The following is a 22,985-nucleotide window of genomic DNA, read 5'->3' as shown; positions in this document are numbered from 1 at the left end:
GGGAAATCCCCCCCAGGGATTTGAGACGCACGTGTGCCCGTAGGTCATAAGTGCGAGATAAGTGACGCCGCAGGCTAGCAGCCGGGTCGGACATCCACAGGGGGTATTTCCCGGCTTCAGAGCCGGTGGGCCGCGCCCGCGGGGCTGGCGCCGCGGGTGTCGAGCAGCAACTGGGCCTTCACCGCGAGGCCTTGGAGGTCGTACGTGCGGTGGTGCTGGAGCAGGATCGTCAGGTCGGCATTGGCCGCGGCCTCGTACAGCGACTCGGCGCGGGGGACGGGCCGGTCCCGTACGCGCCATCCGGCGATGAAGGGGTCGTGGTAGCTGACCAGGGCCCCGAGGTCGAGCAGGCGGCTGGCGATCTCGCTCGCCGGGGAGCCCTCCTGGTCGGCGAGGTCGGGCTTGTACGTGACCCCGAGCAGCAGGACCCGGGCCCCGCGGGCGGATTTGCCGTGCTCGTTGAGCAGGGTGGCGGAGCGCTGGATGACGTACTGCGGCATCCGGTTGTTGATCTCCTGGGCCAGACCGACCATGCGCAGGGGGTGACCGGGGGTGCGGGTGGTGTGGGGGAGGTAATTGGGGTCGAGCGGGACGCCGTGGCCGCCGACCCCGGGGCCGGGGCGGAAGGCCTGGAACCCGTACGGCTTGGTCTCGGCGCAGCGGATGACGTCCCACAGGTCCACGCCGAGGTCGTGGCAGAGCACGGCCATCTCGTTCATGAGGGCGATGTTGACGTGCCGGTAGTTCGTCTCGAGGAGCTGTACGGTCTCCGCCTCGCGCAGGCCGCGGGCGCGGACCACCTTCTCGGTGAGCCGGGCGTAGAAGGCGTGCGCGGACTCGGTGCAGGCGGGGGTGAGGCCGCCGATGACCTTGGGGGTGTTGGCGACGCCGTGGGTGCGGTTGCCCGGGTCGAGGCGGCTGGGGGAGTAGGCCAGGTGGAAGTCCCGGCCGGCGAGCAGTCCGGAGCCGCTTTCGAGGATGGGCCGCAGGTAGTCCTCGGTGACCCCCGGGTGGGCGGCCGATTCGAGGATGACGGTGGTGTGCGGGCGCAGCCGTGCGGCGAGCGTGCGGCCGGCCTCGCCGACCGAGGAGAGGTCGAGCGCGCGGTCGGCGCCGAGCTGGGTCGGGGCGCAGATGACGGCGGTGCGGACCCGGCCGAGTTCGGCGGGGTTGGTGGTGATCCGGAAGCCGGCCGCCGACATGCGGCGGATCTCGGCGGCGGTGAGGGTGGAGTCCGTGGCCGGACCGCTGTCGTAGCCGACCGTCTCGATCCCGGCGGCGACGGCTGCCTGGGCGAGCGGGAGACCGAGATGGCCGAGTCCGATGACGGCGAGATCTGCGGGCATGGGGGTGCCGTCCCTTCCCTTCCCTGACATGCACGAGGGGGCGGTGCGCGCAAGTCCTGTGGATGCGTGGAGCTGGCGCAATGTCAGACTAGGCGTATATATGACAGATATGTCGCATTGCGCGGTGGTGGCCACTGTTGTGTTGTCCACAGGCGGTGGCTGATGTCGGTGCGGCCGGTCAGAATCATGAACGGGCGATGTGAGCGGGATCACCCGCAGCGGGCGGGAACACCTGTATCGAGCGGGACATCCGCATCAGGCAGGACATCTGCATCAGGCGGGACACATCCGCATCAACGGGAGGCAGCCGTGAGGACAGCGACACTGGGGCCCGCGCAGCGCGCGGAGGCGCTCGCCGCGATGGCCGAGCGGGAATTGGACGTGCTGGTGGTCGGCGCGGGCGTGGTGGGGGCCGGCACCGCCCTCGACGCCGTGACCAGAGGTCTCGCGACGGGGCTGGTGGAGGCGCGGGACTGGGCGTCCGGCACCTCCAGCCGCTCCAGCAAGCTGATCCACGGCGGGCTGCGCTATCTGGAGATGCTCGACTTCGCCCTGGTGCGGGAGGCGCTGAAGGAGCGCGGCCTGCTGCTCGAGCGGCTGGCCCCGCACCTGGTGAAGCCCGTGCCCTTCCTCTACCCGCTCCAGCACAAGGGCTGGGAGCGCTTCTACGCCGGCTCGGGCGTCGCGCTGTACGACGCGATGTCGGTGTCCAGCGGCCACGGGCGGGGGCTGCCGACGCACCGGCACCTGTCACGGGCGCGCGCGCTGCGGATCGCGCCGGCGCTGCGCAAGGACGCACTGGTGGGCGCCCTGCAGTACTACGACGCCCAGATGGACGACGCGCGGTACGTCGCGACCTTGGTCCGTACGGCCGCGGCATACGGGGCACACTGCGCCAACCGGGCGAGGGTGGTCGCCTTCCTGCGCGAGGGCGAGCGGGTGGTCGGGGCGCGGGTGCAGGACGTCGAGGGCGGCGGAGAGTACGAGATCCGCGCGAAGCAGGTCGTGAATGCGACGGGCGTGTGGACGGACGACACCCAGGCGCTGATCGGGGAGCGCGGGCAGTTCCACGTACGCGCCTCGAAGGGCATCCACCTGGTCGTGCCGAAGGACCGGATCCATTCGAGCTCCGGGCTGATCCTGCGGACCGAGAAGTCGGTGCTGTTCGTCATCCCGTGGGGCCGGCACTGGATCGTGGGCACCACCGACACCGACTGGGACCTCGACAAGGCGCACCCGGCGGCGTCGAGCGCGGACATCGACTACCTGCTGGAGCACGTGAACTCGGTGCTGGCGGTGCCGCTGACGCGGGACGACGTCCAGGGGGTGTACGCGGGCCTGCGGCCGCTGCTGGCCGGGGAGTCGGACGCGACGAGCAAGCTCTCGCGCGAGCACACGGTGGCCCACCCGGTGCCGGGGCTGGTGGTGGTCGCGGGCGGCAAGTACACGACGTACCGGGTCATGGCCAAGGACGCGGTGGACGAGGCCGTGCACGGGCTCGACCAGCGGGTGGCGCCGTGCGTGACCGAGGACGTGCCGCTGGTGGGCGCCGAGGGGTACCGGGCGCTGTGGAACGGGCGGGCGAGGACCGCGGCGCGGACGGGCCTTCATGTGGTGCGGCTGGAGCACCTGTTGAACCGGTACGGGTCGCTGACGGAGGAGTTGCTGGACCTGATCGCGGGGGACCCGGGGCTGGGCGAGCCGCTGACGGGCGCGGACGACTACCTGCGGGCGGAAGTGGTGTACGCGGCGTCGCACGAGGGGGCGCGGCACCTGGACGACGTGCTGACGCGGCGGACGCGGATCTCGATCGAGACCTTCGACCGGGGGACGCGGTCGGCGCGGGAGTGCGCGGAGTTGATGGCGCCGGTGCTGGGGTGGGACAAGCAGCAGATCGAGAAAGAAGTGGAGCACTACGAAAAGAGGGTGCAGGCGGAGCGGGAATCGCAGCGCCAGCCCGACGACCAGACGGCGGACGCGGCCCGGTTGGGGGCACCTGACATCGTTCCGTTGTAACTCCGCGATGCGGAAGGCGGAACCGGCGGACCCGGGGCTCCCGTCCGTTGCGGAGTGAGGGACAATGAGGGTTCTGCCGGGGCGGGTTACCGCGCGGGTTCTGCCGGGGCTGCCGGGGCAGCGGGGCAGCCGGAGCAGGCGGCACGATCGCAGAGGGGACGCATGTCGAAGCCGGAGCACACCGAGTCACCTGCCGAGTCGCCTGCGGCGCAGCAGGGCCGGGCAAAGCCTGGGTCGGCGGCGCCGGGGTCGTCTGAGTCGCCTGCCGCGTCGCCTGCCGCGTCGCCTGCCGCGTCGCCTGCGGCGAAGCCGGACCTGGCCAAGCCTGCGGCCGGCGCTGCGAAGCCTGCCGCGTCGCCTGCGGCGAAGCCGGACCTGGCTAAGCCTGCGGCCGGCCCTGCGAAGCCTGCCGCGTCGCCTGCGGCGAAGCCGAGCCTGGGCAAGCCGGAGGCCGGGGGTGCGAAGTCGGCTGCCCGTGTGTCCGCGGCGGAGCCTCAGGACGCGAAGCCTGCCGGGGCGGCCGCGGCGAAGCCGGACCTGGGTAAGCCTGCGGCCGGCGCTGCGAAGTCGTCTGCCGGGGCGGCCGCGGCGAAGCCGGATCTGGCGAAGGCCGCGGCTGCGAAGGCGGGCGCGGCCGTGTCGGCGGAGGCGGAAGACGCGAAGCCTGCGCCTGCGGTGGGTCAGGGCGCGGGCGGGGCTGCGAAGGCGGCTGGTGGTGTGCCGGCGGCGCGCAAGCCCGTATCGGCTTCGGCGGAGCCTGAGGACGCGAAGCCTGTGTCAGCGTCTGCGCCTGCGGTGAAGGCCGCGCCCAAGACCGGGGCCAACCCTGTTGTGGAGAAGGCCGACGCGGTGGCGGCCGCCGTCAAGGCGGCCGCGGCCAAGGCTGCCGGCGGACAGGACGAGGGGCGGCTGCTCGCGCGTCGGTACCGGCTGCGCGAAGTGCTCGGCAAGGGCGGCATGGGCACCGTGTGGCGCGCCGAGGACGAGATGCTCGGCCGTACCGTCGCCGTCAAGGAACTCCGGTTCAGCACCGGGGTCGACGAGGACGAGAAGCGCCGGCTCATCACCCGTACGCTCCGCGAGGCCAAGGCCATCGCCCGCATCCGCAGCGGGGGCGCCGTCACCGTCTACGACGTCGTCGACGAAGACGCCCGGCCGTGGATCGTCATGGAGCTCATCGAGGGCCCCTCGCTCGCGGAGTTCATACGCGAGCAGGGCCCGCTGACCCCGCGCCGCGCCGCCGAGGTCGGCCTCGCCGTGCTCGACGTACTGCGCGCCGCGCACGGCCAGGGCATCCTGCACCGCGACGTGAAGCCCTCCAACGTGCTCATCGCCGACAACGGCAACGGCCGCGTCATCCTCACCGACTTCGGCATCGCGCAGGTCGAGGGCGACCCCTCCGTCACCTCCACCGGCATGCTCGTCGGCGCCCCCTCGTACATCTCGCCCGAGCGCGCCCGCGGCCACAAGCCCGGCCCTCCGGCCGACATGTGGTCCCTCGGCGGGCTGCTGTACGCCGCCGTCGAAGGCGTGCCCCCGTACGACAAGGGCTCCGCGCTCGCCACCCTCACCGCGGTGATGACCGAGCCGGTGGACCCGCCGAAGAACGCCGGACCGCTGACCGAGGTCATCTACGGCCTGCTCGCCAAGGACCCCGCCCGCCGTCTCGACGACAACCGTGCGCGTGCCATGCTCACCGCCGTCATCGACGCGCCCGAGGAGCCGGCCCCGGAGCCGACCCCGGCCGCCGAGGAGACCCGGCAGATCTCCCTCGCCGAGGCCAACGAGGCCGCGGAGAAGGCGGCTGCCGAAAAGGCCGCGAAGGCGGCCGAGCGGGCGACCGAGAAGGCGGAGAAGAAGGAGCGCGACCGGCGCGAGCGCGAGCAGCGCGAACGGGCCCGCGCGGCGCTGAAGTCGGCCCGCAAGGCAGCGGCGGCGAGCGCGGCCGCCGCGGCGGCAGCCACGGCCGCCGAGGCCCCGGCCTCGCGGCCCTCGCCCGTCCCGGCGCCGCTCACCGACGTCATGCAGCGCCGGACCATCGCCCTGGCGATAGCCGGGGTGATCGTCGTCCTCGCCGTGATCGGCTCCCTCATCGCGTACGCGGTCAGCGGCGACGACAAGGACGACCAGGAGGGCAAGGGCAAGGGCGGCAAGAACCCGACCGCGGCCGGCAGCCCGTCGCCGGGCGGCTCCGCGAAGGCGCCCGAGCCCAACGGCGCCTCCGGCGGCGGCAGCACCCCGAGCCAGGGGCAGACGCCGAGCGGCAACACGAGCCAGGGCCAGGGGCAAGGTCAGGGCCAGGGCCAGACGGCGGGGCAGAGCAGCCAGGGCCAGGGCGCCACGCCCGGGGGCCCCGGGGCGGGACTTCCGCCGGGGTACGCCGTCGTGACGGACCCAGGGTTCCACTTCTCGATGGCGATGCCCGAGGGCTTCAAGCTGGCGGACATAGCCGGCGAGAACTCGGGCGGGATATACAACCGCGACGGCGGTTTCCCGCGCATCCAGGTCGACTACAACGCCAAGCCGGGCGAAGACGCCCGCGCCGCGTGGGCCGAGCTGGCTCCGTCCACGGCGGGGAGCAGCAAGAACTACCACCTGATCCGGCTCGACGTGGTGGACTACCGGGGCTACCCGACCGTCGCCGACTGGGAGTTCGAGCGGGATCAGAAGGGCCAGCGGGTCCGGGTGCTGAACCGCGGGTTCAAGCTGGACGCGAAGCACGGCTACGCCATCATGATCAGCTGCGTCGCCGACCAGTGGGACGGCCCGGAGTGCACGCAGATGCGCAACACCGCCTTCCAGACCTTCCAGTCGCTGGGCTGACGGCCGGCGGTCGGCGGCGGTCGGCTGACGGCTGACGGCTGACCCGAGCGAGCCTTGTCAGGCCCGGGACGCGGGCGGCCCGGGCGTCGTATCGTGGCTCCGGGGCCATGGGGGGCCCACCGCACTCGGGGGAGGCGAAGTGGAGGACTACGCGGGCCGGATCCTGGCCGAGCGGTACCGTCTGCCGCTGCCGCCGTCCGACGAGTACGAGCTGGTGGAGACCCGGGCCTTCGACACGCGGAGCGGCCAGGAAGTCCTGGTACGGCAGGTGCCGTTGCCGGAGGTCGTCGACGCGGAGCTGCTGGACGGATCGCGTGGGCCCGCGGCCGGGCCGGTGGCCGGGCGGCGCCCGGCGGGGGAACTGCCGGCCGTGCGGCGGGCCATCGCCGCGGCGCAGGCGGCCGCGTCCGTGCCGGACCATCCCAGGCTGGACCAGGTCTTCGACGTGTTCGCCGAGGGCGGGTCGCTGTGGATAGTGAGCGAGTTGGTCCCGGCCAGGCCGCTGGCGGCACTGGTCGCCGATGAACCGCTGAGCCCGTACCGGGCGGCGGAGGTGGCGTCCGACGTGCTGACCGCGCTGCGGGTGCTGCACGCGCACGGCTGGACGCACCGGAACATCACGATGCGGACGGTACTGATCTGCGAGGACGGGCGGGTCGTGCTGACCGGGCTGGCCGCGGGGGCGGCGGAGGAAGCCCTGTGCGGGTACGACCCGGTACCGGACGCCTCCGGCGGTGGCGCGGGCTGGGGCGGCTACGCCGGGGCGACGCCGCCGCGCGGGCCGGGCCCCGACGGATTCCCCGGCGCGGCCACGGAACTGCTGCCGGCCCAGGCCGGCCCGGGCCCCGACGGCCCGGCCGCCGCTCCTGCGGCCCGCGCCCCGGCGGACACGGGCGATTCCGGCCCGGCCGCGCCTGCGCCCGCGGTTCCCGTCGCCCCGGAACTCCCACCGGCGCAGCTGCGCGGACCGGGCCCTGATGCGGTGCCGGGTGCGGCCGCGGTGCAGTGGCCCGGGGCGGGCTCTGACGGGCGTGGCGGTGGGGCTGCGGGGCAGCAGCGAGGGCTGGGCTCTGACGGGGTGCCGGGTGCGGCGGCGGGGGAGTGGCTCGGAGTGGGCCCTGACGCGGTGCCGGGTGCGGCCGCGGTGCAGTGGCCCGGGGCGGGCCCTGACGGGCGTGGCGGTGGGGCTGCGGGGCAGCAGCGTCCTGACGGGAATGCCGGGGCGGGGGACGGGCCCGGGGTGGGATCCGGGGAGTTTCCCGGTGCGGGAGCGGAGGCCGGGTTGGCCGTGCGGGGACCGGAGGCCGGGGCGCCCGGGTACGCGCCGCTCGTGGCTCCCGGGTACGACACCGGGCCGCGGTACGACGACCACATCACCCCCGGGAGCGGTGAGAGCCGGCCCGATCTGAAGGCCGCCGCGCGGGCCGGGGCGATCGCGGCGTACCGCGCCGGTGCGCAGGCCGCCGCCCGCGTCGCCGAGCAGCGCAAGGCCGGGCCGGGGTCCGGGCCCGCCCCCGAGCTCGAGCAACGCCCGGAGGGGTCGAACCTCCCGCAGGGGTACTCGTACCCGTACGGCGGCCCGGGAGCGGGCGCGGGCGCGAGCTGGCACGGCGCCACCCCGCGCCGCCAGCAGCCGCCGGAGCCGCCCCAGAACCCGCCCCCGGCCGCGATTGCGGCCCCGGCCGGAACCCCGAGCCCGCCCCCGAGCCCGACGGCGCCGACCGCGGTTCCGGGCCGCCCCGCCCTGCCCGCACAACTCGCCCTCCCGCAGGGCTACCACCAGGCGGACCCCCCGCCCCCCGCAGCCGGTTCGGCCCTGGACGCCTTAGGCCAGACCCCGCAGGTCCGCCCCGCCCCGTCGGGCCCCGAGGGCCCGGGGCAGTCGCCCTCGGGCGCCGGGTACGGCTCACCGCAGGCCGGCGCCCCGGCGGGTGCTCAGCCGACCGCCGGCTACGCGTACCTCGACACCGCGGGCACCGAGCCGGGCCCCGGGCAGCCCCGCCCGGCCGCCGGGTACGCGTACCCGCAGGTCGGCGCCGCGCCGTCGGGTCCCGAGGGCCCGGGGCAGTCGTACCCGGCCGCCGGGTACGGCCATCCGCAGCCCGGGCCCGCGCCGTCGGGCACGGAGCCGGGCCCCGGCTACGGGTACCCGCACGTCGGCGCCGCCCCGGTCGGTGGTCCGCCCGGGGGCCGGGCAGCGGGGGTTGGGCAGCCGGGGCCGCAGGGCGGGGGTGCGGCCGGCGGGGGGCCGCGGAGCGGGCTGGACGCCGAGCGGGCGCGGCAGACGCGGATGGCCGTGGTCGGGGCCGTCACCGAGCGCTGGGCGCCCGAGCAGGCCGGGCCGGTGCACGGGCACTGGCAGCTGGCCGCGCCCGTCGGGCCCGCCACCGACCTCTGGGCGCTCGGCGCACTCCTGTACCGGGCCGTCCAGGGCCACGCCCCGTACCCCGAGGACAGCGTCGCCGAGCTCGTGGAGATGGTCTGCGCCGAGCCCCCCGCCTTCGCCGAGGAGTGCGGCCCGCTCCGCCCGGTCGTGGAGTCCCTGCTGCGTCAGGACCCCACCGAGCGGCCCGACTTCGAGGAGCTCCGCGGCTGGCTGCGCTCCCTGGTGCGCTCCGCCCCGGAGCCCGACGGCGCCGGCCTCGGCTTCGGAGTGCTCCCGATGCCCGAGCCGGATCCCGCGCGGCTGCCCGTCGTACGCCGGCGCGGCGACCTGCACGGACGCCACCGCAATCCCGCCGCCCCCCGCAGGCCCCGCTCCCTCGGCCGGAGCCTGCTCGTCGGCATCCTGGCGCTCCTGGCCGGGGCCGTGGCCTACGCGATGTTCTTCATGCCCCGGGCCGCGGACCAACAGGACCGGCAGGACACGGCGTCCAAGCAGCCGGTGCAGCAACAGACCCCGCAGACCCCGCAGACCCGGCAGCCCGCCAAGAGCCCGGCCCCGTCGGCGAGCCCGCCCGAGTCGCGGCCCGCGCCGCAGACGAACGCCCCGGCCCCGCCCGGCTACACGACCCAGCAGGACGCCGAGCACTTCGAGATCGTCGTCCCCAACGGCTGGGAGCGCCGCGGGGTCAACGAGTCCGGGCAGGTGCGCTACACCGACGGGGACTTCGCCCTGACCGTCGTGCCCGGCCGGGACAAGGTCGAGGGGGCCAACCCCGACCCGGCGACGTACCAGAAGGACAAGGAGCCGGAGCTGGGCCCGTACCGCTCCTCCACCTGGTCCAGCGTCAGCGACATCCGCTCGACCAAGGTGGGCAACCAGCTCCGCGTCACCGGCCGGTACACCTGGATCGACGGCAACGGCCGGTCCGTCGTGGCCCGCAATTTCGTCGTCGCACTGGGCGGCAGCTATCACATCGTCCTGGTCACGGGGCCGCAGGACCAGGAAGGTAAGGTCACCGAAGTCTTCGAGAAGGCCACGGCCAGTTACAAGTCGGGTGGCTGAGGCCCGACTGACGGGGGATCAGTACGGCAATTGCGTCACAGTGCTGTCTCACCGCCCCCGCGTGGTTCCGGCAGTGCCCGGGCGCTCCGTAATCTGGCCCGAAGTGCACAGAGTGGCGGGGATTCGTGGAACAGCAGACAGGTGCGGGTGCGGTGCTCGCGGGCCGGTACCGGCTCGTCGAGCCCATCGGCCGTGGCGGCATGGGCAAGGTGTGGCGCGCGCATGACGAGCTGCTGCACCGGACGGTCGCGGTCAAGGAACTGACAGCGGGTCTGTACGTGGCCCAGGCCGACCGGGACGTCCTGCACGCCCGGACGCAGAAGGAGGCCCGGGCGGCCGCGCGGATCCAGCACCCGGCCGTCGTCACCGTCCACGACGTGCTGGAGCACGACGACCGGCCGTGGATCGTCATGGAGTACATCGACGGCCCGTCCCTCGCGGAGGCGGCCAAGTCGGCCGGCCGGATCGAGCCCCGCGAGGCGGCCCGGATCGGGCTGCACGTGCTGGGCGCGCTGCGGGCCGCGCACGCGGTCGGCGTACTGCACCGGGACGTGAAGCCCGGGAACGTGCTGCTGGCCAAGGACGGCCGGGTGCTGCTCACGGACTTCGGGATCGCCGCGATCGAGGGTGACTCCTCCATCACGCGCACGGGCGAACTCGTGGGCTCCATCGACTACCTGGCCCCCGAGCGGGTCACCGGCGGGGCGCCGGACCCGGCGTCCGACCTGTGGTCGCTCGGCGCGACGCTGTACACGGCCGTCGAGGCCCGCTCGCCGTTCCGCCGTACCTCGCCCATCTCCAGCCTGCAGGCCGTCGTCAACGACGAGCCGCCCGCGCTGCGCCAGTCCGGGGCGCTGGGGCCGGTCATCACGGCCCTGCTGCGCAAGGATCCGGCGCAGCGGCCGTCGGCCGTGGAGGCCGAGCGGATGCTGCTGGAGGCGATGGAGGGCCGGGAGCCGAAGGCGGCCCAGGCGTACGTGCCGACGCGCGCGGTGTCCCCCGACGAGCTGGCCCCCGCGCAGCCGCAGCGGCCGCAGCGGGCCGTCCCGGTACAGGAGTACGCGCCGGTGCAGGAGTACGCGCCGACGGCCGCCCTGCCGGAGCCGCCCGCGCCCGCGAACCGGGCCCGGGGCCGGGTCAAGCGGGCCGCCGCGGTCGCCCTGGTGGCGGCGCTGCTCGGCGGCGGCGGGGTGTTCGGGGTGCTGAAGTACACCGGCGACGACGGCAAGGACGGGGAGCGCACCTCGGCCGGGGCTCCCGATACGCCCGTCGGCGGCGCGGACGCCAAGGACGGCGGGGCGGAGACCGTTCCGGACGGCTTCACCGAGGTCACCGACCCGGAGGGCTTCACGCTGTTCGTCCCGGACGGCTGGAAGCGGCAGATGGACGGCAACCAGATCGACTACACCGCCGACAACGGCAGGCACTTCATCCGCATCGCGGCGGGGAAGCCGGCCTTCGAGAACCCGTACATGCACCTGCTCGACCTGGAGAAGCAGCTGCGGCTGCGGACGGACTACAAGCGGCAGAAGCTGAACCCGAACACCTTCCGGGACCAGACGAAGGCCGCCCTGTGGGACTTCACCTGGACCGAGAAGGGGACCCACGCCGGGCCCCGTCGGGCCATCGAGCAGATGTACGTCGCGCCGAACGGGACCGAGTACGCCGTCTACATGTCGGGCCCGGCCGCCGACTGGACCACGACGCGCGCCCAGTTCGACACGGTGCTCAGCGGGTGGCTGCCCGCCGGGGAGCACTGACCGGGGCGACCGGGGCGACCCGGGGTGACCGGGGTGACCGGTCGGCCGGGGGAGGTGACCGGGGCCTTTCCCGTCATCCTGCCAGCGATCACTGGCGGAAATGGCAAAATCCGGTTACCCACGGGTACCCAAAGCCCCGCGGGCGGAATACGCTCACCGCCATGACGGACTCGCAGGCCCCGGCCCCCCTCCGCACCGCCCCGCAGCCCACCAACCCGGTCGCAGCCGCCCCGGCCGGTGCCCGCACCGCCGCCGACGTGGTGACCCCCGACCTGGTCGCGCGGCTGACCCGCGGAGTGATCGGCTCCGGCCGCACCGCCAACCACACCCCCTTCACCGGGGCCAAGCTGGCGGACCTCCCCGAAGCGACCCCAGAGGACGTGGCCACCGCCTTCGAGAGGGCCCGCGCGGCGCAGCCCGCCTGGGCCGCCACGCCCGTCCGGGCGCGGGCCGCCGTACTGCTCCGCTTCCACGACCTGGTCCTTCAGCGGCAGGCCGAGGTGCTCGACCTGATCCAGCTGGAGACCGGCAAGGCCCGTCTGCACGCCCACGAAGAGGTCCAGGCCGTGGCCATAGCCGCGCGCCACTACGGCCGCAAGGCCGCCTCGTACCTGCGGCCCAAGGGCCACGCGGGCGCCATGCCCACCCTCACCAAGGTCACCGAGCTGCGCCAGCCGCGCGGGGTCGTCGGCCAGATCGCGCCCTGGAACTACCCGCTCGAACTCTCCGTCGGCGACGCCCTGCCGGCCTTCGTGTCGGGCAACGCGCTGGTCATGAAGCCCGACACCGAGACCGCGCTCACCGCCCTGTGGGCCCGTGACCTGCTGATCGAGGCCGGGCTGCCCGCCGAGGTGTTCCAGATCGTGCTCGGCGAGGGCCCGGTCGTCGGCCCCGAGGTGGTCCGGCACGCCGACTACGTGTCCTTCACCGGCTCCACGCGTACCGGCCGCGAGGTCGCCCAGGGCGCGGCCGCCCGCCTCGTCGGGGTCTCCCTCGAACTCGGCGGCAAGAACGCCATGCTCGTCCTGCGCGACGCCGACATCGAGAAGGCCGCCGCCGGAGCCGTCCGCGCCTGCTTCTCCTCCGCCGGCCAGCTCTGCATCTCCATCGAGCGGCTGTACGTGCACGCCTCGATCGCCGACGAGTTCGTGGCCCGGTTCGCGGCCCGCACCAAGGCCATGCGCCTGGGCAGCTCGCTGGCCTACGGCGCCGACATGGGCTCCCTCGTCGGCGATCGCCAGCTGGAGACCGTACAGCGGCACGTGGACGAGGCCGTCGCCAAGGGCGCCACCCTCGTCGCGGGCGGCACCGCCCGCCCCGACATCGGCCCGCTCTTCTACGAGCCCACCATCCTCGACGGCGTCGAGGCCCCGATGGCGGTGTGCGGGGAGGAGACCTTCGGCCCGGTCGTCTCGATCTACCGCTTCACCGACGAGGACGAGGCCGTCGCCCAGGCCAACGCGACCGCGTACGGCCTGAACTCCAGCGTGTGGACGAAGGACGCGCGCCGGGGCCACGCCGTCGCCGCCCGCCTGCGCACCGGCACCGTCAACATCAACGAGGGTTACGCCCCGGCCTACGGCAGTGCCCAGGCGCCCATGGGCGGCATGAAGGACTCCGGCCTCGGCCGCCGCCACGGCTCCGAGGGCATCCTCAAGTACACCGAGGCCCAGACCGTCGCCCACCAGCGGCTGCTGCCGATGGGGCCCTCGCTGGGCATGGACGACGAGAAGTACGCCGCGTTCATGACCCGCAGCCTCAAGGTCATGAAGGCTCTCCGCTTGCGCTAGCACCTGTCGGGTACCGCCTAGGAGGCACAGCAGTGTCGTACGACAACGCCCACGACAACGACTACGACTACGACGTGATCGTCATCGGATCGGGCTTCGGAGGGGCGGTCTCGGCACTGCGGCTCACCGAGAAGGGGTACCGGGTCGGCGTCCTGGAGTCGGGGCGCCGGTTCACCCGCGAGAGCCTGCCGAGGAACAGCTGGGACCTCCGCAACTACCTGTGGGCCCCGGCCCTCGGGTTGTACGGGATCCAGCGGATCCATCTCCTCGGCAATGTGATGGTGCTCGCGGGCGCCGGCGTGGGCGGCGGCTCGCTCAACTACGCCAACACGCTGTACGTGCCGCCCACCGCCTTCTTCGAGGACCGGCAGTGGGCGTCCATCACCGACTGGCACGCGGAACTCGCCCCGTACTACGACCAGGCCAAGCGGATGCTCGGCGTCCGGCTCAACCCGACGATGACCCCCTCCGACGTCCACCTCAAGGCGGCCGCCGAGAAGATGGGCGTCGCGGACTCCTTCCACATGGCTCCGGTCGGCGTCTTCTTCGGCGACGGCGAGGACGCCGAGGGGCAGCCGAAGGTCGGCCCCGGGAGCGAGGTCCCCGACCCGTACTTCGGCGGCGTCGGCCCCGCCCGCAAGGCCTGCACCGAGTGCGGCGAGTGCATGACCGGCTGCCGGCACGGCGCGAAGAACACCCTGAACGAGAACTACCTGCACCTCGCCGAGCGGGCCGGCGCCGTCATCCACCCGATGACCACCGTCACCGCGCTCTCCGAGCACCCCGACGGCGGCCACCGGGTCCGCACCGTCCCCACCGACCAGCGCCGCAGGCGCGTCAAGGACCGCGTGAAGGTGCTGCGCTCCCGGTACGTCGTGGTCGCGGCGGGCACGTACGGCACCCAGACCCTGCTGCACACGATGAAGGACCGCGGCGAGCTCCCGCACCTCTCGGACCGGCTCGGCGACCTGACCCGGACCAACTCCGAGGGCCTGGTCGGCGCCCAGACCGACGACCGCCGCTACCGCAGGCGCCGCGGCGCGGGCCCCGGCGAGGAGCAGCGTGCCGACTTCACGCGGGGCGTGGCGATCACCTCCTCCGTGCACCCGAACGCCGACACCCACATCGAGCCCGTCCGCTACGGCAAGGGCTCCAACGCCATGGGGTTCCTGACCGTCCTGCAGGTCCCGTACGACAAGCACCGGGTACGGGCCTGGCTGGGGCGCACCGTCCGCCACCCGGTCCAGCTGGCGCGTTCGCTGTCCAACCGGCGCTGGTCGGAGCGGACCATCATCGGCCTGGTCATGCAGTCGCTGGACAACTCCCTGACCACCTACCGCAAGCCCGGCGGCCTCGGGAAGGGCCTGCTCACCGCCCGCCGGGGCCACGGCGCGCCGAACCCGGTGCAGATCGCCGAGGCCACGCAGGCGGCCACCCTGCTGGCGCAGGAGATCAACGGCTTCCCGGGCAGCAACGTGGGCGAGCTGATGGGCACCCCGCTCACCGCGCACTTCCTCGGGGGCTGCCCGATCTCCGCCTCGCCCGAAGAGGGTGTGGTGGACCCGTACCACCGGCTCCACGGGCATCCGGGCATCTCGGTGGTGGACGGCTCGGCGGTCTCGGCGAACCTCGGGGTCAACCCGTCGCTGACGATCACCGCGCAGGCGGAACGGGCGATGTCCTTCTGGCCGAACAAGGGCGAGCGCGACCCGCGGCCGGAGCAGGGCGAGGAGTACATCCGCCTGGCGGCGGTGGAACCGGCCCGTCCGGCGGTGCCCAAGGAGGCCTTCGGCGCGCTGCGCCTGCCGTTCCTGGCGGTGCCCGAGGTGCCGCCGCGGCACTCTCACCCGACCGAACCGGAACCGGCCGGACCGGCCGGATGACACCGGCCGGATGACACGGTGGGTACCGCGCTCCCCCTCCGAGCGCGGTACCCACCGAGGTACATAGGTGACAGATGTTCAACCCTGATGGTTGTACCGGAATCCGGTAGCGGGGACTGTGGTGTCCATCACAGAGTGAGCAGCGCAACTGAGACGGGCATTCGAAGGTCAAGGGGGGCATGAGAAAGCGCATCTCCCTGCTGGCGGCAGCCGGCCTGGTGGCCGTGGGTCTGGCCGCCACCCCCGCGAACGCCGCGGACCCCGTCTTCACCCTCACGAGCCCGGCCCAGGTCGGGCTGCGCCCCCACCCCGGGCAGGGCGGTGAGGCGCAGAAGACCTCGGTCGACTTCCGGGTCGGCAACGAGACCGGGTCGGTCTTCGACCACGAGAGCACCTTCACGATCGACCTGACCGGGCTCAAGGGCGTCGCCGACGTCGCGCTGAGCAAGGACCAGGCCAGCTCCTGCACGCTCAGCGCCACCAGCCTGACGTGCAAGGAGTACGCGCTCTGGACGCACGACAGCGGCATCGTGGCCCTGGACCTGAGCGCGGCCAAGGACAGCAAGGTCGGTACGACCGTCGACCTGACGATGACCGGCAAGACCGACGGCGCCACCTTCAAGGCCGCCACCACCAAGGTCAAGGTCGGCGGCCCCGACCTGGTGCTGGAGGAGGCCCCCCTCAAGCGGGACATGGTCCCGGGCGGCACCCAGCCGCTGCCGGTCGTCTTCTCCAACGCGGGCACCGAGTCCGTCCAGGGCGTGGCGCTGGAGATGAACACCACGCACGGCATCAGCCTCGTCGAGAAGTACGACAACTGCGTCTACAGCGAGGACAACGCCCCCGGCCAGGCCTGGAACATGGGCTGGGGCAAGACGGTCTGCACGCTCGAAGGCGAGTTCAAGCCGGGCGTGGTCTACGAGGTCTCCGGTGCGCTGACCCTCAAGGCCGCCCCGCACGCCTTCATCGACGGGATGACCTACGCGGTCCACGAGGCCGGCGCGCAGCCGAAGTCCGCGCAGAAGCTCGGCAAGCCCGCCACGGGCAAGAAGCTGGAATTCAAGGAGCGCCCGGCCAAGGCCGCGCTGCGCTCGGCCGACCTGGACCCGTGGAACAATTACCACGAGTTCGACTTCTCGGTGAAGAACTCCGCCGACCTGGTGGCCGCCGCCACCTCCGTCAAGGGCAAGGCGGGCGAGACGGTCAAGGCCGAGCTCGGCTTCCAGAACAACGGCCCGGCCTGGGTCGCCTACATCCGCTCCGGTGAGGACGTCGCCACGACGGACATCGTGATCCCGGCCGGTGCGAAGGTCACCAAGGCGCCGGAGCAGTGCCGTGGCGTCACGGCCGACGGCAAGTACCGCGAGGAGAACCTGGGCGCCCCGCGCTACTTCTGCTCGACGCCGCACATCATCGGCGAGAAGCAGAAGTTCGCCTACCCCTTCGAGCTGAAGATCGAGAAGGTGGTGGCGGACGCCACCGGCTCCGTCACCGTCGGCCAGTGGGCCCAGGACGGCACGGCGCCGCAGAGCTGGGACCCGAACCACGCGAACAACAAGGCCGGCTTCGTGATCAACGGGAAGGACGGCGGCACCAAGCCGACCCCGGGTCCCTCCGCCTCCACGGGCACCGGCACCCCGACCCCGGCCGTCTCCGCCTCGGCCTCCGCGTCGGCCTCCGCGTCCGCCGGCAGCGGCGCCACGCCGCACGGCGGCCTGGCCTCCACCGGCAGCACCGTGGGCCCGGTCGCGGCCGGCGGGGCAGCCCTCGTCGCCGCGGGTGGCGTGCTGTTCCTGGTGTTCCGCCGCCGGGCCGGGGGCCGCGCGTAACGGCGTAGGCACACGGCACACAGGCAAGAAGAACGGCCGGTCCGGGGCGTCCCCCGGGCCGGCCGTCCTCTTTGTGGATGACCGGCCTGCTGTCCCCTGCCGTCCGGTCACGCCGGTGGAGCGAGGTCCCACGACGCACACCCCACGGGGCGTACGTCTCATCGCTCCGGCGGAGCCACGCGTGGTGTTGCGATCCCGCCCCTGGCTGGCGCGGACACCCTCACCAACGAAGGCCCGCAGGGTCGGTCACGGTCCCGAAGGGTGACGAACACGGGTGACGAACGCGAGTGACGGACACGGGTGACGAACCCCCTCGGGCACGGCCGTCAGACGCGGCCCCGGCACAGCTCCAGCAGGGTCATGGCCAGGGTGGTGCCGGGCTTGCCGAGGGCGTCGCTCCAGTGCGAGAGCACCTCCATCTCGCGCGAGAGGTGCACCCGGCGGCCGCCGGAGGTGATCCGGGCCTCCTGGATGACCGTGGAGACGGCCATGCGCTCCTGGATCAGGCCGATGATCCGGTCGTCGAGGGCGTCGATGCGCGCGCGGGAGTCGGTGATCAGCTGCTCGGGGGTGGTGGTGATCGTGTTCACGGTTCTTCTCTCCTGTCGGGTGGGGCCCGCAGGTCCGGAAAACGCCAGAGCGCCCCGGTCCTGTCGGACCGGGGCGCTCTGGGAAGTCAGCGGCTCAAGCGAGCATCACGAGGACCCATGGCGACCGGACCGGCCGGTGCCATAGGTAAAGAGGAAGTTCAGCTGCTTGCGCATGGAACGGATTATTGCCTTACGTCCCCCTCCCGGCCAAGCCGGTTCGGATGGTGAGACGAAGAGGCAGGTAGGTCCCCCGTTAGAATCGACAAAACAGCCACCTCTTCCGCCGGAAGGCCGCCCCGTGCCAGAAGCACCCTCCGCCGCCCACGACAGCGCCCCGGACACGGTTCTCGTCGTCGACTTCGGCGCCCAGTACGCCCAGCTCATCGCCCGCCGCGTCCGCGAGGCACGGGTCTACAGCGAGATCGTGCCGAGCTCGATGCCCGTCGACGAGATGCTGGCCAAGAACCCCAAGGCGATCATCCTCTCCGGCGGCCCGTCCTCCGTGTACGAGGCCGGCGCCCCGCAGCTCGACCGTTCCCTGTTCGAGGCCGGGGTCCCCGTCTTCGGCATGTGCTACGGCTTCCAGCTGATGGCGGTCACCCTCGGCGGCACCGTCGACAACACCGGCGCCCGCGAGTACGGCCGCACCCCGCTGGCCGTCTCCAAGGCCGGCTCCACCCTCTTCGAGGGCACCCCCGAGAACCAGTCGGTGTGGATGTCCCACGGCGACGCCTGCTCCGCCGCCCCCGAGGGCTTCACCGTCAGCGCGTCGACCAACGTCGTACCGGTCGCGGCTTTCGAGAACGACGAGAAGAAGCTCTACGGCGTGCAGTACCACCCCGAGGTGATGCACTCCACGCACGGCCAGCAGATCCTGGAGCACTTCCTCTACCGCGGCGCAGGCCTGGCCCCCACCTGGACCACCGGCAACATCGTCGAGGAGCAGGTCGCGGCCATCCGCGAGCAGGTCGGCGACAAGCGCGCCATCTGCGGCCTCTCCGGCGGCGTGGACTCCGCGGTCGCCGCGGCCCTCGTCCAGAAGGCCATCGGCTCCCAGCTCACCTGCGTCTACGTCGACCACGGCCTGATGCGCAAGGGCGAGACCGAGCAGGTCGAGAAGGACTTCGTCGCCGCGACCGGCGTGCAGCTGAAGGTCGTGGACGCGCAGGAGCGCTTCCTGAACGCGCTGGCCGGTGTCTCCGACCCGGAGACCAAGCGCAAGATCATCGGCCGCGAGTTCATCCGCGTCTTCGAGCAGGCCCAGGCCGAGATCATCGCCGAGGGCGGCGCGGACGTGGCCTTCCTGGTCCAGGGCACCCTGTACCCGGACGTCGTCGAGTCCGGCGGCGGCACCGGCACCGCGAACATCAAGTCCCACCACAACGTCGGCGGGCTCCCCGACGACATCGAGTTCGAGCTCGTCGAGCCGCTGCGCCAGCTGTTCAAGGACGAGGTCCGGATGGTCGGCCAGGAGCTCGGCCTGCCCGACGAGATCGTCCAGCGCCAGCCCTTCCCGGGCCCGGGCCTGGGCATCCGCATCGTCGGCGAGGTCACCAAGGAGCGCCTGGACCTGCTCCGCGAGGCCGACGCCATCGCCCGCCACGAGCTCACCGCGGCCGGCCTGGACCGGGAGATCTGGCAGTGCCCGGTCGTCCTGCTCGCGGACGTCCGCAGCGTGGGCGTCCAGGGCGACGGCCGCACCTACGGCCACCCGATCGTGCTGCGCCCCGTCTCGTCCGAGGACGCCATGACCGCGGACTGGACGCGCATGCCGTACGAGGTCCTCGCGCGGATCTCCACCCGCATCACCAACGAGGTGCCGGACGTGAACCGCGTGGTCCTGGACTGCACGAGCAAGCCCCCGGGCACCATCGAGTGGGAGTAGCCCCCACGGGCCCCGCCGTCGCGTGAACGAAGCCGCCGCTCCCCGCGGAGCGGCGGCTTCGCCGTTCCTCTGGCCACTTCGCGGGGGCCCGGGTACCTTGCGCCGCGACCCGAAGGAGGCCCCATGCCCGTGCCGGACCAGCCAGCACCCGCGCCCGTGCCCGTGGAGCGGCTGGGCTTCGAGATGCCGCCCGTGCACGCGGACCCGGCCGACGAGCGCGCCCACCGCAAGGAGCGGCTCGCCGGGGCGCTGCGGCTGCTGGGGCGGCTCGGGTACGAGGACGGGGTGACGGGGCACGTGACCGCCCGGGATCCGGAGTTCGAGGACTGCTACTGGGTCAACCCGTTCGGGCGGGCCTTCGGCGCCCTGACCCCCGAAGACCTGCTGCTGGTCGACGGGGACGGGCGCGTGGTGCGCGGGGAGCGCAGGGTCAACCAGCTGGCCTTCGCCGTGCACGCGGCCGTCCACCGGGAGCGCCCCGAAGTGGTGGCCGTCGTCCGCACGCAGGCCCCGTACGGCAGGGCGCTGGCGGCCCTCGGCGAGCTGCTCGCCCCGATCACCCAGGAGGCCTGCGCCTTCTACGAGGACCACGCGCTGCTCGACGAGTACGCCGGAGCCGAGGACGCGAGCCGCATCGGGCGCGCGCTCGGCCCGTACAAGGCGCTGATCCTGCGCAACCGGGGGCTGCTGACGGTCGGGGACTCGGTGGACGCCGCCACCTGGTGGTTCATCGCGGCGGAGCGGGCCGCGCAGGTGCAGCTGATCGCGCGGGCCGCCGGGAAACCGGCGACGATCGACCACCGTGCCGCGGTCGCCACGCGCGAGCGGTTCGGGTCCGATCTGGCCGCCTGGGTGAGCTACCAGCCGCTCGGCCCACAGGGCGGCACACACGGTGGCGTCAACATCATGAACGGTTAATCACCTGCTCTGACATCGTGCGCAATCCGGAACACTGCCGCAGTGGTGCACAATTCGCTGGCATTGCACCGTAGTTCAGAGAGGCGGCATGTACGTGGCTGTCCAAGAGATGTCCCGAGGCACTCATACCGCCGCCTGCACCTGTGAGGAGTGCGCCCGTGAGGGACACCGCCGGGCGGTCACAGCGTTCGTGGAGAAGCGCGACGAGTTCGCGGCCGGGCAGGGAGTGCCGGCCGCGGTGGCCCACTCGCTGGGCGCTTCCCGCCAGTGGGTCTCCGACGAGCTGACCCTGTCCGCCCGCACGGTCGCCGACCGGGGCCGCGAGGCCGGGCACTCCTGGCTGTACCTGCTCTCGCGGCGGGCCGTGCTCGCCGTGTGGATCGCCGCCGGGGTGCTGCTGGTCGTCCAGGTCGGTACCGCGTTCGGCACCGGCTGGTCCACCGCGCGCACCGCCGGACTGCTGGCGGCCCTCGTACTGGCCGGGCTGCTGACCGTCGCCGCCCGCGCCCAGACGCTGCGCGGCGGGCTGCTGGCCCCGCTGGTCGGCGAGGACAACCGGCTGTCCACCTCGAAGACCGTGCCGAGCGCCTGGCTGGTGCTGACCGCCTTCGCCACGCTGCTGCCCGCGCTGCGGCTGGCCGCCTCCTCGCCCGGGCCCGAACGCCAGGCGCTGTACGCCGGGCTCGCGTTCGACCGGGCGCTGCCGCTGCTGGCGGTGCTCGCGCTGACGTCCGCGGTGGCGGTGCTGGTGCGCCGGGTGGTCTGCGTACGGATCCTGGGGCAGCGGCTGCAGAAGCTCCCGGCGGACCGGCCCACCGGCGCCGACCTGCTGACCGACGATGCCGGGCGGGGCTCCTTCCCGGACGCGCAGTACGTGCTCGTCTCGATCGTGGTGCTGGGTTACGCGGCGGTGTCGCTGGCCCGCTTCCCCGACCGGCTGCCGCAGCTGCCCTGGGCGCTGGCCCTGCTGGTGGCGCTGTCGGCCGCGGTGTACCTCGCGGCCAAGTACGCGGAGGGCACCCGCCCGCTCGTCCTGTCGGTGGTGCGCAGACGCGAGCCCGGGGACCTCGACGCGGCGGTCCGGCCCGGTGACGACATCGAGATCCGGGGCGTGGGCTTCGTGCCGCCCGGGGCGCAGACCCCGGAGATGCTGGCCCGGCTGGTGGTGCGGATCGGGGTCGTGCACGTGCACGTGCCGTTGGTCCCGGTGGCGGGCGGGTTCACCAACCCCACCGACGCGGTGCTGACCGTACCGGTGCCGGCGGAGGTGGAGCCGGGGCGGATCGAGGTCCAGGTGGTCACGGCGGCCGGGGTGGAATCCAACCGGTGCAGCATCGACGTGGCCGAGTGAAACGGGTACACATGTCGAGTGACCCGAACTGATGTCCCTTCAGGGCTGCGGGAACTCGCCGCCCGCCACGCCCTCCTGCCCCTGCGGATCTTCCTCGGTGTGACCTTCGTCTACGCGGGTCTGGACAAGCTGACGGACTCCGCCTTCCTCTCCGCCACCGGCGAGGGCTCCATCGGAGACCTGATGCGCGGGGTGCGCGACACCTCCGCGATCCCGGCCATGGTGGACATGGCCCTGAAGGCACCCGTCGGCTTCGCCGTCACCCTGGCCATCGGGGAACTCCTGGTCGGCCTGGGTGTCCTGGCCGGTCTGCTGACCCGCGTCGCGGCCGTCGGCGGGGCGCTGATCTCGCTCAGCCTGTGGCTCACGGTGTCCTGGGCCGTGACCCCGTACTACTTCGGCAACGATCTGATCTACCTGATGGCCTGGCTGCCGCTGATTCTCGCCGGAGCGCCCTACCTGTCGCTGGACTCGGTGATCCGGTCGCGCCTGTCCCGGCGTACGGCGTAGGTCACCATCCCGACCACCGCGGCGAACGCCAGCCCGCCCATGGCCATCGGCAGGACGATGAACCACGGCGGGTCCGCCTCCCCGGCCGCGTCGAGCAGGTAGAGCACGCCCGCCGCGATCAGGACCAGGCCCGCGATCAGTCGGCCCGGCTGGAACTCATGACGCCGCACGGGCCACCTCCACCTGTCCCACACCCGCGTTCAGGTGCAGCTCGATCGTCCCGCCGGCCTCGGTGCCGGCGGACGGGGGCAGGGTCGCCTGCCGGGTTTCGCCGCCGCTGCGGACGCGTACCTGCTGACTCGTCTCCCCGGGCAGCTGGATGTCGCCCAGGCGGATCGTCACATCGGCCTGAGCGGTGACCTCCCGGGGGACGATCACCTTCAGCCGGCCCGCCTCGATACGGGCGTGCACGGAGACCGTGGTGCCCTTCTGCACGTCCAGCCGGCTCAGGTCCAAGGTGGCGAGCCCGGTACCCGACTCGTACGCGGGCCGTACGTCGGCCACCGCGGCCGGCCGCCACTCCGCGTTGTGCCAGTCGGTGCCGATCTCCTTGGGCAGCACGGCCGCCCCCGCCAGCAGCCCCGCGGTGAGCAGCGACAGCACGATGGTGCCGAAGCCGGTACGCCCCTTCACGGAGCTCACCGCGAGGCCGAGCCCGAAGGTCACCAGCGCCGCCGCGAAGGCCACCTGGAGCGCATGGCTCAGCGTGCTGCCCTCCCAGACGGCCGCGCAGGAGATGCCCCCGGCGAGCAGCGCGAGGACGAAGACCCGGCCGCCGATGCCGCCGCGCGCCGCGACCGGGGCGGCCGACGCGGGCGCGGGCGCCGCCACCGCCC

The 22,985-nt window shown here is 73.2% G+C and carries 15 protein-coding genes; 11 read left to right on the top strand and 4 right to left on the bottom strand.

The window, feature by feature from the left end; genetic code table 11:
* Positions 1 to 116: 116 nt before the first annotated feature.
* Positions 117 to 1,346, bottom strand: coding sequence for a nucleotide sugar dehydrogenase (locus tag ACFWBF_RS16175; RefSeq protein ID WP_385601375.1), 1,230 nt, complete (start codon positions 1,344 to 1,346; stop codon positions 117 to 119).
* Positions 1,347 to 1,655: 309 nt separating this feature from the next.
* Here ACFWBF_RS16175 and ACFWBF_RS16170 point away from each other — a divergent pair, with 309 nt between their 5' ends.
* From ACFWBF_RS16170 to ACFWBF_RS16140, 7 genes are all read left to right on the top strand, one after another.
* The gene (locus ACFWBF_RS16170; RefSeq protein ID WP_385601372.1) at positions 1,656 to 3,362 is read left to right on the top strand and encodes a glycerol-3-phosphate dehydrogenase/oxidase; all 1,707 of its coding nucleotides are present in this window, start codon (positions 1,656 to 1,658) and stop codon (positions 3,360 to 3,362) included.
* 162 nt (positions 3,363 to 3,524) lie between these two features.
* Positions 3,525 to 6,185: a serine/threonine-protein kinase gene (locus tag ACFWBF_RS16165; protein ID WP_385601369.1), complete on the top strand. Its 2,661-nt coding sequence runs from the start codon at positions 3,525 to 3,527 to the stop codon at positions 6,183 to 6,185.
* 139 nt (positions 6,186 to 6,324) lie between these two features.
* Positions 6,325 to 9,633: a hypothetical protein gene (locus ACFWBF_RS16160; protein ID WP_385601366.1), complete on the top strand. Its 3,309-nt coding sequence runs from the start codon at positions 6,325 to 6,327 to the stop codon at positions 9,631 to 9,633.
* A 125-nt stretch (positions 9,634 to 9,758) separates the two neighbouring features.
* Positions 9,759 to 11,393, top strand: coding sequence for a serine/threonine-protein kinase (locus ACFWBF_RS16155; protein WP_385601363.1), 1,635 nt, complete (start codon positions 9,759 to 9,761; stop codon positions 11,391 to 11,393).
* A 161-nt stretch (positions 11,394 to 11,554) separates the two neighbouring features.
* Positions 11,555 to 13,183, top strand: a complete 1,629-nt coding sequence (locus ACFWBF_RS16150; RefSeq protein ID WP_385601360.1) for a succinic semialdehyde dehydrogenase — start codon at positions 11,555 to 11,557, stop codon at positions 13,181 to 13,183.
* A gap of 32 nt (positions 13,184 to 13,215) precedes the next feature.
* Positions 13,216 to 15,066: a GMC oxidoreductase gene (locus tag ACFWBF_RS16145; protein ID WP_385601357.1), complete on the top strand. Its 1,851-nt coding sequence runs from the start codon at positions 13,216 to 13,218 to the stop codon at positions 15,064 to 15,066.
* Positions 15,067 to 15,245: 179 nt separating this feature from the next.
* Complete coding sequence (locus ACFWBF_RS16140; protein ID WP_385601354.1) at positions 15,246 to 16,895, top strand: peptidase; 1,650 nt, start codon at positions 15,246 to 15,248, stop codon at positions 16,893 to 16,895.
* A 326-nt stretch (positions 16,896 to 17,221) separates the two neighbouring features.
* Here the strand turns inward: ACFWBF_RS16140 and ACFWBF_RS16135 are convergent, their stop codons facing one another.
* Positions 17,222 to 17,485, bottom strand: a complete 264-nt coding sequence (locus ACFWBF_RS16135) for a chorismate mutase (RefSeq protein WP_385225922.1) — start codon at positions 17,483 to 17,485, stop codon at positions 17,222 to 17,224.
* A 298-nt stretch (positions 17,486 to 17,783) separates the two neighbouring features.
* On the opposite strand from ACFWBF_RS16135, the gene guaA reads away from it, so the two are divergent.
* The 4 genes from guaA to ACFWBF_RS16115 all read left to right on the top strand — a co-directional run bounded on the left by guaA (position 17,784) and on the right by ACFWBF_RS16115 (position 22,149).
* A complete protein-coding gene (guaA, locus tag ACFWBF_RS16130; RefSeq protein ID WP_385601350.1) occupies positions 17,784 to 19,370 on the top strand; it encodes a glutamine-hydrolyzing GMP synthase in 1,587 nt (528 codons plus the stop codon).
* 123 nt (positions 19,371 to 19,493) lie between these two features.
* A complete protein-coding gene (locus tag ACFWBF_RS16125; protein WP_385601347.1) occupies positions 19,494 to 20,288 on the top strand; it encodes a class II aldolase/adducin family protein in 795 nt (264 codons plus the stop codon).
* Between the two features lie 88 nt (positions 20,289 to 20,376).
* Positions 20,377 to 21,639 carry a hypothetical protein gene (locus ACFWBF_RS16120; protein WP_385601343.1) on the top strand — a complete coding sequence of 421 codons (1,263 nt, stop codon included), beginning with the start codon at positions 20,377 to 20,379 and terminating at the stop codon, positions 21,637 to 21,639.
* 18 nt (positions 21,640 to 21,657) lie between these two features.
* A complete protein-coding gene (locus ACFWBF_RS16115) occupies positions 21,658 to 22,149 on the top strand; it encodes a DoxX family protein (protein WP_385601340.1) in 492 nt (163 codons plus the stop codon).
* Here ACFWBF_RS16115 and ACFWBF_RS16110 read toward each other — a convergent pair.
* Both ACFWBF_RS16110 and ACFWBF_RS16105 read right to left on the bottom strand, forming a co-directional pair.
* A complete protein-coding gene (locus ACFWBF_RS16110; RefSeq protein ID WP_385225930.1) occupies positions 22,095 to 22,319 on the bottom strand; it encodes a hypothetical protein in 225 nt (74 codons plus the stop codon). The two genes, ACFWBF_RS16115 and ACFWBF_RS16110, sit on opposite strands and share 55 nt — an antisense overlap.
* The coding region (locus ACFWBF_RS16105) for a LiaF domain-containing protein (RefSeq protein ID WP_385601337.1) at positions 22,306 to 22,985 on the bottom strand (680 nt) is incomplete at its 5' end. The genes ACFWBF_RS16110 and ACFWBF_RS16105, both read right to left, overlap by 14 nt.

The sequence above is a fragment of the Streptomyces sp. NPDC060028 genome (assembly GCF_042736725.1).
Classification (GTDB): domain Bacteria; phylum Actinomycetota; class Actinomycetes; order Streptomycetales; family Streptomycetaceae; genus Streptomyces.
This window is presented reverse-complemented; position numbering and strand designations above follow the sequence as displayed.

Excerpts from the sequence above, each read along its gene's own strand:
- ACFWBF_RS16175 (WP_385601375.1), bottom strand. The coding sequence starts at position 1,346 with ATGCCCGCAGATCTCGCCGTCATCGGACTCGGCCATCTCGGTCTCCCG.
- ACFWBF_RS16165 (WP_385601369.1), top strand. The coding sequence starts at position 3,525 with ATGTCGAAGCCGGAGCACACCGAGTCACCTGCCGAGTCGCCTGCGGCG.
- ACFWBF_RS16150 (WP_385601360.1), top strand. The coding sequence starts at position 11,555 with ATGACGGACTCGCAGGCCCCGGCCCCCCTCCGCACCGCCCCGCAGCCC.
- ACFWBF_RS16140 (WP_385601354.1), top strand. The coding sequence starts at position 15,246 with ATGAGAAAGCGCATCTCCCTGCTGGCGGCAGCCGGCCTGGTGGCCGTG.
- ACFWBF_RS16125 (WP_385601347.1), top strand. The coding sequence starts at position 19,494 with ATGCCCGTGCCGGACCAGCCAGCACCCGCGCCCGTGCCCGTGGAGCGG.
- ACFWBF_RS16120 (WP_385601343.1), top strand. The coding sequence starts at position 20,377 with ATGTACGTGGCTGTCCAAGAGATGTCCCGAGGCACTCATACCGCCGCC.